The organism is Candidatus Neomarinimicrobiota bacterium (assembly GCA_012964825.1).
In the GTDB taxonomy this organism is placed as follows: Bacteria; Fidelibacterota; Marinisomatia; order Marinisomatales; family S15-B10; genus UBA2125.
In genome coordinates, this window is record DTTI01000051.1 from 1 (window position 1) to 8,781 (window position 8,781).

An 8,781-nucleotide genomic window follows, 5' to 3' on the forward strand; every position below is an offset into this window, starting at 1 on the left:
GAACTCTCATACACTTCATACAGCCTGTTACCCTTTACTCCCTCTATCCTGCTCATCTCACCGGAACGCCACGTTACCTCAAGGGTAAACTCCCTCTGCTCATCCCAGGCAGCGAATGAGACAAGGGGATCAGAGCCTGACAGGTAGGAGCCCCCGGAGATGATCTCCTTCATCTGGTCTACGGGACCACCCAAAAGCTTTACCTTCGCACCTATCCCCTGGGTGTTCGGGGAATCTCCCCTCAATCTTACAGCAATACGGGGGGCACTGCTGTCGTTGCGGTATATGGCCGCTGGATCATTTAACCTGTTCATTACTACATCCAAATCACCATCATTATCCAGGTCTCCTAAAGCCATGCCATGACTGATATCCACTGAAGAAAATCCCCACTCACTACTCATATCTTCAAAACGCAAATTACCCAGATTACGAAACGCTACGTTAGGAAGTTCCAAAGAGGGATAATCAAACAGACTATTTTGCCAATCTTCTAAATCATAAAAATTTCTGTTACTTAGTTGGTTAAGGGCATCACCATCTAACGCATCATAAAAATGACCTGTGGAAATAATTACATCTTCATAGCCATCTAAATCCACATCTAAAAAAAGATTAGACCAAGACCAATCAGAAGCATCAACTCCGCTTAATTGAGAAATTTCTGAAAACGTATTATCCCCTCTGTTTAAAAAAAGAGAGTTTCGAGAATGTTGCGGTCTGTCATTTGTTTGGCCGATTGGACTTGATATTGGAGGAGCATATAACATTTGAGTCATTCTTTTCTTATGCTGGCGGCTTAGCATATCGAGGATGAAAAAATCTATATTGCCATCTCTGTTTATATCGGAGAAATCTATTCCCATGGTAGCCCAGCTCGAATTCCGTATAGAAAAGTTTGATTCTGAAAAAAATATCCCCTTACCATCATTAATCCAGACCCGGTCCGGACTCTCAAAATCATTACAGACATAAATATCAGGATCTCCATCATCATCTATATCTTGAAACCTTACTGTAAGGCCCCAGTCTCTTAATTCAGGAAACTGTTCGCTGTCAGGCTGATTAAATCTTTTGCCCAAAAGACTAACGGGTGTAAAAATCCCTTCACCCTCATTTATGTAAAAGTTATCTAACTCACCATGCTCAAAACGCATTAATAGTCTATTATCCAATATCTTTAGGGAATAATCCTCCTTGAACTCAGAGTTTATGTAATAACCACTTTCGTTTTGACTAATAACTTTGTCAAGCCTGATTTCTTGTGGAAGATAGAGGTCTTTTACCGTATAGGTTTTATAATTAGCCACATACAAATCAAGATCAGCATCCCCGTCTATGTCGGCTAATGCCATAGTTGTGGCCCCTTTATTTTGTAAAAGACCCGCTTGAACCGTCATATCATAAAATTGACCCTGTCCATTGTTCGCAAAATATTTGTGGGGGCCCCCAAGAGAAGTCACTAGAAGGTCAATGTCCTGATCTCCATCAATGTCTGCAAATGTTGCACCAGTAGAAAACTGGTTTTCACAAGCAACGCCAGCTGAAGAAGTAATATCTTTAAACTTCCAATTTCCCAAATTCTTATATAATGAATTCGCTCCTTCTAGTCTGGCAAAATAAATATCAAGTAGTCCGTCACCATTAATATCACCCATGGTTACTCCAGAACCATTAAGTCGATGACGATTATCCTTAATTGATTTAGTTGAAAGTAGGTTTGAAAGATTTATTCCCATCTTTTTTGCATTAAGAAAAGAAAAACCAGGCCCCTTTCCCTTTACCAGAACCAAAAAAGTCCATCTATATCCTGGTTCAATATTCCACACAGGCCTTTCCACGTTGCAGCTACTTTCAAAGCTGCAAATCAGAAGAATAACAATTATTACTTTAAACCTGATAATTGGGCAACCTTTTGCGGAAAATTCTTTTCTGAATTAACCGAGAACCTAATTAACTAAATGTTATGAAAATAAAACGGTTAAAAGAGAACTTTATATTCTAAGCGCAGTTCCTTAGAAATATCATTTAGTGAAGCTTGAAGCATTGGAGAGAAAGGGCCCAGCTGCCAATTTCTCATTCCTTTAATAATGACTTCATTATCGGCAAACATGTGGATGGTATACTGGCCAGCATGTCGAGGCCTGGCACGGAAGATTAAACGAGTTTTCGCAGCAATAATATTATTTTCCAGTTCATCTGGAAAAAGAGTCCTCTCTTTCCAGTCAGTTTCAATATAAACATCTCTGACTGTTTCCTCATGACGAAGAATTACGTATTGGTGTTTATTTTCAATGACAACCTTTATAACCCCAGAAAATTCAGCTCTATAAGAAACTCCTAGTGATGCTGAATATTGATTTAAATCCGTTGAAGAACTGTTTAAAATTGTAGAAGAACAATTGTTCAAAAATAAAAGGCATACAGAATAAAGAGTAAACAGAAATGGTCGGTAATAATTATTGATCAAAAGACAAAACTGATGGTATTAAAATGATAAAGGCCAGTAAGAATTTAATCTACTGGCCTTTACATTCAAGTTGATGTGATTAACTTACCTTCTGAGCCTCATATCATCTTTATCCAAACCAAACTCATAGCCCGGCATAGCTCTGGGAGGTGCTGAATCACCAACACCACCACCGTGAGAATAAAGAGCTAACTGAAGTGTTTCCAGATCCAGAGCGGGGACTGGAAAATGAAGCAGAGTCAAACCAGACAGATCATGCCAGCCTCTTTTTTCAAAGTATTCTAATCCAGGATAGCTTGATGCAAGCTCCAACATTTTATCATATTTCAGCATAGCCCATAAACCTGAACCAACTTTCGGACTGGCAGTATCATCAATGGTGCCAGCCGATTCACCAGCTGCTGAAGGATACCCTCCACGGTCTGTACGGTATTTATCAAGCAAGGCCGCAACATCTGCTTCTTTACCTCCCTGATGAAGATACGCTTCCATCCTAAGATAATCATGCTCTACCAACATTAACATTGGGGCCGGACTGCCTGTACCAGTCACATAGCGGTACTCATCCCATCTGTAAAGCCCATAACGAGAAGCATGATATGTGCCTCTAGACAACGGAAATACTGTGGGCCCAAGTTGTTCATAAAGGAGTCCTGGGACTTCATCACCATCATCAGAATAAGTGCCAGCCCAAATCCTTTTATCACCACTTTCCATTAGAAACTCAGAGCGATCGTTAATGTTTTTTGCCAACCAGTCGCTGAAACCGGTAGATTCATCTGAAGGACCTAACAACATATAGTCGGCTCTCTGCCAAGTATTATTCTCCGCTGAATACCACTGGGCTGAATTCCACCACGGGTCACCGCGACCACCACCATTGCCTGTAATAGAAAAATCTTCTGTAATACCTTGATCTATATGAGAAAGTACAGAAGCCCAGTCAACGTTCTTTCTGTCTGTTGTAGACCTAGATACAGCAGCCATAAACCTTGCAATGTGAGAATGGGCCACCTGAGACAACTCCGTGTTGGAATAGGTTTTGCCATTCATCCAATCACCAGGAATTGTAAACGTATTGCCATCAGCAATTTGGGCTGCTTCCGCTAAACAGGCGATAGCAAAATCCATCACCTCTGTGTATGGAGCCAACTCCAAAACATCAATTGCAAGATCAATATCTTCATCAAGAAGAAACCCTTGATCAAAATAGAGCGCCTGCCATCCCAGAGAAAGGCCTTGAACGAACTTTCCAAAAGCAAGTGCCCGCTTTGTGTTGGGGCCAAGACTCACAGCCCCCGATTCCACATTGCGAACACCGTCACTGGCTGAGGAAATAGCACCATAAAGGCCGAACCAGGGGAACTGGGATGCACCGGCGTAACCTTGTGCGGTGTTGTTGACATATTCTACTCTCGGCTCGGATGATAGCAATCCCATACCATAATTCCCCCAGGAACAGGTAAAAGCATCAGACATGGTAGCCATAGTCATATTCGGCGTTCCGCTTTCAATTGCATCATAGTATTGCAAAAACGATCCTTTGATCAGTGATTCTACATCACTCGGTGTTGCCAGAGCTCTGGCTTCATCAGGAGCATTTTTGTTTTCTACGTCAAAATCCAAACATCCACTTACAGCAAACACAATTACTGTAAGGCCGATTCTTTTAACCAACTTGAAAGTGTCCTTTTTCATTTTTTCCTCCACATTTAATAGTGTAGTAAATACTTGAATTATTAGAATTTTACTTCTATGAAACCTGTAAAGGTTCTGTAATTGGGATACCGAAACGCATCAATCTTAGCTACTACGGCTGATCCGCCTTCACCTTCAACAATTCCTACTTCAGGATCATAGCCTTCATCATAATTATCCCAAGTAAGTAAGTTTCTGCCAATAACGCCGAGTCCAATCTGGCTGAAGACACCCAATAAGGGTTGGTTGGCCTGCTTAGACTTGAATGTATACTTTACAGCCAGTTCTCTTAGTTTGACGTAACCGGCATCAAATATGAAGTGGTTTCTGTTAGAATTTTGAAAGTATTTAGTCGGTTTTTTGAGGTAGTCTGGCCTACCTGTCTGGTCAGCTTTACCTTGGTTCTGCTCGATGCCGTATCCCCAAGCAATTGTTTGACTGTAAAGGTCTCCACCCACCTGGGCATCAAATAGCGAGTAAACGCTAAAGCCTTTATAATCAAAGTTGCTGAAGACACTCCAGTTGAAGTCCGGTACAGTACTTCCAATCTTACGAGATGTTTGACCGGTGGCTACATTTTCCCAGTCAATGGGGATGCCCCATTCAAACTTCTCCATAACTGGTTCGCCATCATCATCAACACCTGTCTGGAGTTCTACCCAAGTTCCCCAAAGTTCTTTAGCAATACCATCTTTCCATGTGTTCCCAGAACCGACCCAGACAACATAACCTTCATCATTGATGTCAAACTCGCTCAGAGGAAAGGCGCTGGCAGCAACACCATCTAACCTCTCTAAGAGCTCCTGGGGGTCAGTAATGCTGGCAGAACCCCACAGTGCACCAAACTCAACGCCTTCTTCAATCCTAAAAATTCGCAAGCCTTGAGTATCGCCAGGAGCAAAGATGTAAGGGGCACGGCCCAGCTTAGAGACAATCTGTTCTGTTTGATCCAAGAGGAACCCAAAAGTTAGAGAGAGGTCTCTGGTACGAACCAGATTCCCCTGCAAGCTAAACTCCCAAGTGTCTGTTGAAAGAGTCCCAGCATTCTGCCACTGGTTTTGATAACCGTAATAGGAGGCCAGTGGTATACTGAGAATCTGGTTTTCAACATCACTATGAGCTTTGGTGATCTCCAAACTAAACCTGTTTAAAAATGCCATGTCAAGACCAAATTCAGTTTCTGTTGAATATTCAGGCATTAATCCTTTGTTGCCTAGTGTTCCTTTGGAAACGTTACCTGATGATACTGTCCACGTCTCGTAGCGTGAATAGAAATTAGGACGACCACCGGCAGTACCGAGAGAGCCACGTAACTTGAATTCCTGGACCGCATCCAAGAACCAGAATGGCTCTTCAGAAAGCCGCCAGGCACCACTTACCCTGTAATAGTCCTGTTCCCTGGTGTCGGGGCCAAAAAGTGAACTGACATCCCTTCGAACCATAACATCACCAAGATATCTATCCTTAAGATCGAAACTAGAGATAAGAAAATATCCCTCAGAACGAATCTGCTCAGTATAGGAGTTAACCTGCAACATATCGCTGCTGGCCACACCAAGGTCAACAACTCCTCGCACCGCCAAGCCTGTACCCCGGCCGTAAGTACCGAAACGATCCAATGTTTCAAACAGGGCCCTTACTTTGGTAGTAATAGTAAGGTTGTTATTAAACAGTGATCTCTGAAGCGTCGCCGTAAAGTGCCCATTCAAAGCTTCATCATATTGGGGGTACTTAATATACCGGCCCTTAGCAATGTCTGTATCGAACATATCTTGATATCCAACCCTGAAGAACCGATTAAGCTCCCTATTTGAGCGGTCGTAACTCAGGTTACCCTCTAACTTGAACCAATCAACAGGCCTGTAAGTGAGAGTTGTTCCTCCCATCAGACGGCTTCGCTGCTCTGTCATCTCAGCTGTCTGCGGTTCATAAACCGGGTTGTCCCTTTCAGATGTTGGGTCGGCATTAATGAAGAGTTCGCCCCCAACATCCTGTGGAATACCGTCTGGAAAACCTGTTGTGGAGTTATAGTCATAGGTGATGGTTCCAACCGGAGCATGTCGTGCTTGAAGGTCAGCATCTCCACCTGTAAAAACCATACCGAAAAATGATCCACCTACACCATCGTAAATATCATCTCGGTCAACATTGCCGTAATAAGTACTTACTGAGGCTGTTAGGTTGGGTCGAATCTTGTGATCCACGGCAAGACGAAACGTTTGCCGGCCATACCCATTGAGACCTTCAATAACGCCATCTTCCACTCTGTTACTGAAACTGAGACTGAAATTGGTTGATTCAGAGTTCCGTGAAATAGTAGCACTGTTGGTTAGAAAAGCGCCGGGATCAAAAAACTGATCCATCTGGCTAATGAGCTTTCCTCCCGGTAGAGTACGCAACCCTTTTGGCTTACCATTTTCAAGAATGGGTTGGAGATTTGCATCGAGAAGGATATCACCAGTAGAGATGTATTTATAAGGTTTATCAGCAAAGAAAATCATTGCTTTGTCCTGCTCATCAGGATTGTCAACATCCCAGTTACCTGTATACCTGTCTCCTATTCGAAGACCCTTGCCTCGGGGATCAACAAAATTCCCATCACGATCAATGAAGTCGCCGGAATCCACTTTGACACCGTTTGCATCAGTGTAGCTGCTCTCAGCAACCCGGTAGAAATGAGATTTACGGAGAGGATAGTCTTTCCTCAATTCATTAAAACCATACTCACTTCTAATTTTTACGTTTGTTATGTCTCGGGCTAATCCTTTTCCACGGTTCGTGGTAATGTTTACAACCCCATTAGCTGCACGGGAGCCATAGAGGGAGGCTCCAGCCGCACCTTTTACAACATCAATACTAACAATATCATCAGCATTAATATCAGAAAGGGGACTCCCAGAAACAGATGGATCGACAAGCACACCGTCAACTATATAAAGGGGGTCTTGAGATCTGCCTGAGGAATTGATACTTGTAGGGGCCCGAAGCAGAACGGAGGCGTCTCGGCCAGGCTCGCCACTTCCTCGTACAATTTTAACACCTGCAACTTTCCCCCGAAGAGCACTTTCAGCTGAAAAGGTTGGTACACTTTCCAGTGCCGCCTGGCTGACATGACCAACACTGAAAGTAAGTTTTGTTTTTGGCGTTTCTTCAGCTACACCTGTCACAATAATAGCATCCATTTCTAAAACATCTTCGATCATAGAAAAATCCTGGGATTGAGAACCGGGGTTCAGAGTCATATCAGAAGACAAATCTCTGAAACCTATGAAGCGTGCCATGACACTGACCTGTTGTCCTTGAACCGAGCTCGCTGGGACAGTGATTGAATATTCACCATTAACGTCCGTTGCGGAGCCATAGATGGTTAATTCAACCATAACATTAGCACCAGGAAGTGGTTCTCCTGTCAAACTATTGGTGACTTGGCCTGTGATTACAGCGTCCTGCTGACCAAACAAAGCCACGGAAAAAAGAAGGATTGGAGCTATCAGCTTTTTCATCAATTGCTACCTCAGTTTAATTAGATAAATCTAGTTACTTTGAAATACTCAAATCTCTTCGCATGAGTACCACTGATACAAGGCCCGAATTTTAAACAGCACAGGATAAGAGAGGCAAGTTTTTTTTGTGCTCATAAAAACTCACTTAGTGATGTCCATAAGACACTTATTACAAAACTTTTTAATGGGATCATTATGAAGTTCCATCTATTTGGAGGAAGGTGTTTGAACCGGAACAGGATAGCTGGTTATTCTCCCATCCGTGTCCCTTACATCCACAGATTCCGCACCCGATCTGAAATGGATCACTGTATTTCTGTCCTGGCTCCAATATCCTCCCCCCACCCGTATTTCCCTGAGCGGACCATAAGAACCATCTTTGTACTTTACTCTTACCTGTCCCGATTGTACATCAGTTAACTTCAAGCCAGGTTCACCTCCCACATTGCGATATAGTTTTGTCTCCGCCCCGTTCTGACTCACCACAAGATCGATTCGACCATCATTGTCAAAGTCGGCAACAGCAGCACCCCGCTGCTCACCGTAGACTTTAACACCCGTTTCCTGGCCAGGAACAGGCGCTAAAACACCTGTGCCGTCACCTTTAAGCCAGAGACCCCGGCCGGCATCACTTCGGGAGGTCTCTATCTGGTAAGCAAAAAAGTTCTGGGAGAGAAAAACATCCTCGTGACCGTCACCATCCATGTCCGCTACCACAGCACCAAAAGCAGGGGAAAACTGGGCTTCTATAGATAAATCAATCCGTTGGAAACCGCCATCAGTGTTCAGGAAGAGAGAGTGCTGGAGAATTGTCGCCTCAATTCTTGTGGCCTCAGTCAATCGATGACCCAGTATGCCGTACAGATCTGATTCTCCAAAATCAGCATAGGTGTTCTTCCTGGATTTAATGTAAGGGATACCTCTGGTGAGACACGACAGTCCTCTTTCAGGGACCATTGCCTTCATCTCCTCATCCCAGTGACCTTCCACAATATCCAGTGTGCCATTACGGTCAAAATCATCATAATAAAGCTCCAGTGGATGATCCTCACTGACATGATACTTTGTGTTCAATCCCCAGTTTGTTGCCACAATGTCCAGACGGCCGTC

General features: G+C 43.4%; 5 protein-coding genes. All 5 read right to left on the bottom strand.

Annotated elements, in window-relative coordinates; all coding sequences use genetic code 11:
* Positions 1 to 1,793: CRTAC1 family protein (locus tag EYO21_05320; protein HIB03226.1), on the bottom strand; the 1,793-nt coding region annotated here is incomplete at its 3' end.
* 188 nt (positions 1,794 to 1,981) lie between these two features.
* Complete coding sequence (locus tag EYO21_05325; GenBank protein HIB03227.1) at positions 1,982 to 2,410, bottom strand: hypothetical protein; 429 nt, start codon at positions 2,408 to 2,410, stop codon at positions 1,982 to 1,984.
* A 144-nt stretch (positions 2,411 to 2,554) separates the two neighbouring features.
* Positions 2,555 to 4,168: a hypothetical protein gene (locus EYO21_05330; GenBank protein HIB03228.1), complete on the bottom strand. Its 1,614-nt coding sequence runs from the start codon at positions 4,166 to 4,168 to the stop codon at positions 2,555 to 2,557.
* Positions 4,169 to 4,209: 41 nt separating this feature from the next.
* Positions 4,210 to 7,671, bottom strand: a complete 3,462-nt coding sequence (locus tag EYO21_05335; protein HIB03229.1) for a SusC/RagA family TonB-linked outer membrane protein — start codon at positions 7,669 to 7,671, stop codon at positions 4,210 to 4,212.
* Positions 7,672 to 7,878: 207 nt separating this feature from the next.
* Positions 7,879 to 8,781 (bottom strand): VCBS repeat-containing protein (locus EYO21_05340; protein ID HIB03230.1); only part of this gene is annotated, 903 nt, incomplete at its 5' end.

What these genes read in the sequence shown, in the direction of transcription:
- EYO21_05330 (HIB03228.1), bottom strand. Translation starts at nt 4,168, where the DNA reads ATGAAAAAGGACACTTTCAAGTTGGTTAAAAGAATCGGCCTTACAGTA.
- EYO21_05335 (HIB03229.1), bottom strand. Translation starts at nt 7,671, where the DNA reads ATGAAAAAGCTGATAGCTCCAATCCTTCTTTTTTCCGTGGCTTTGTTT.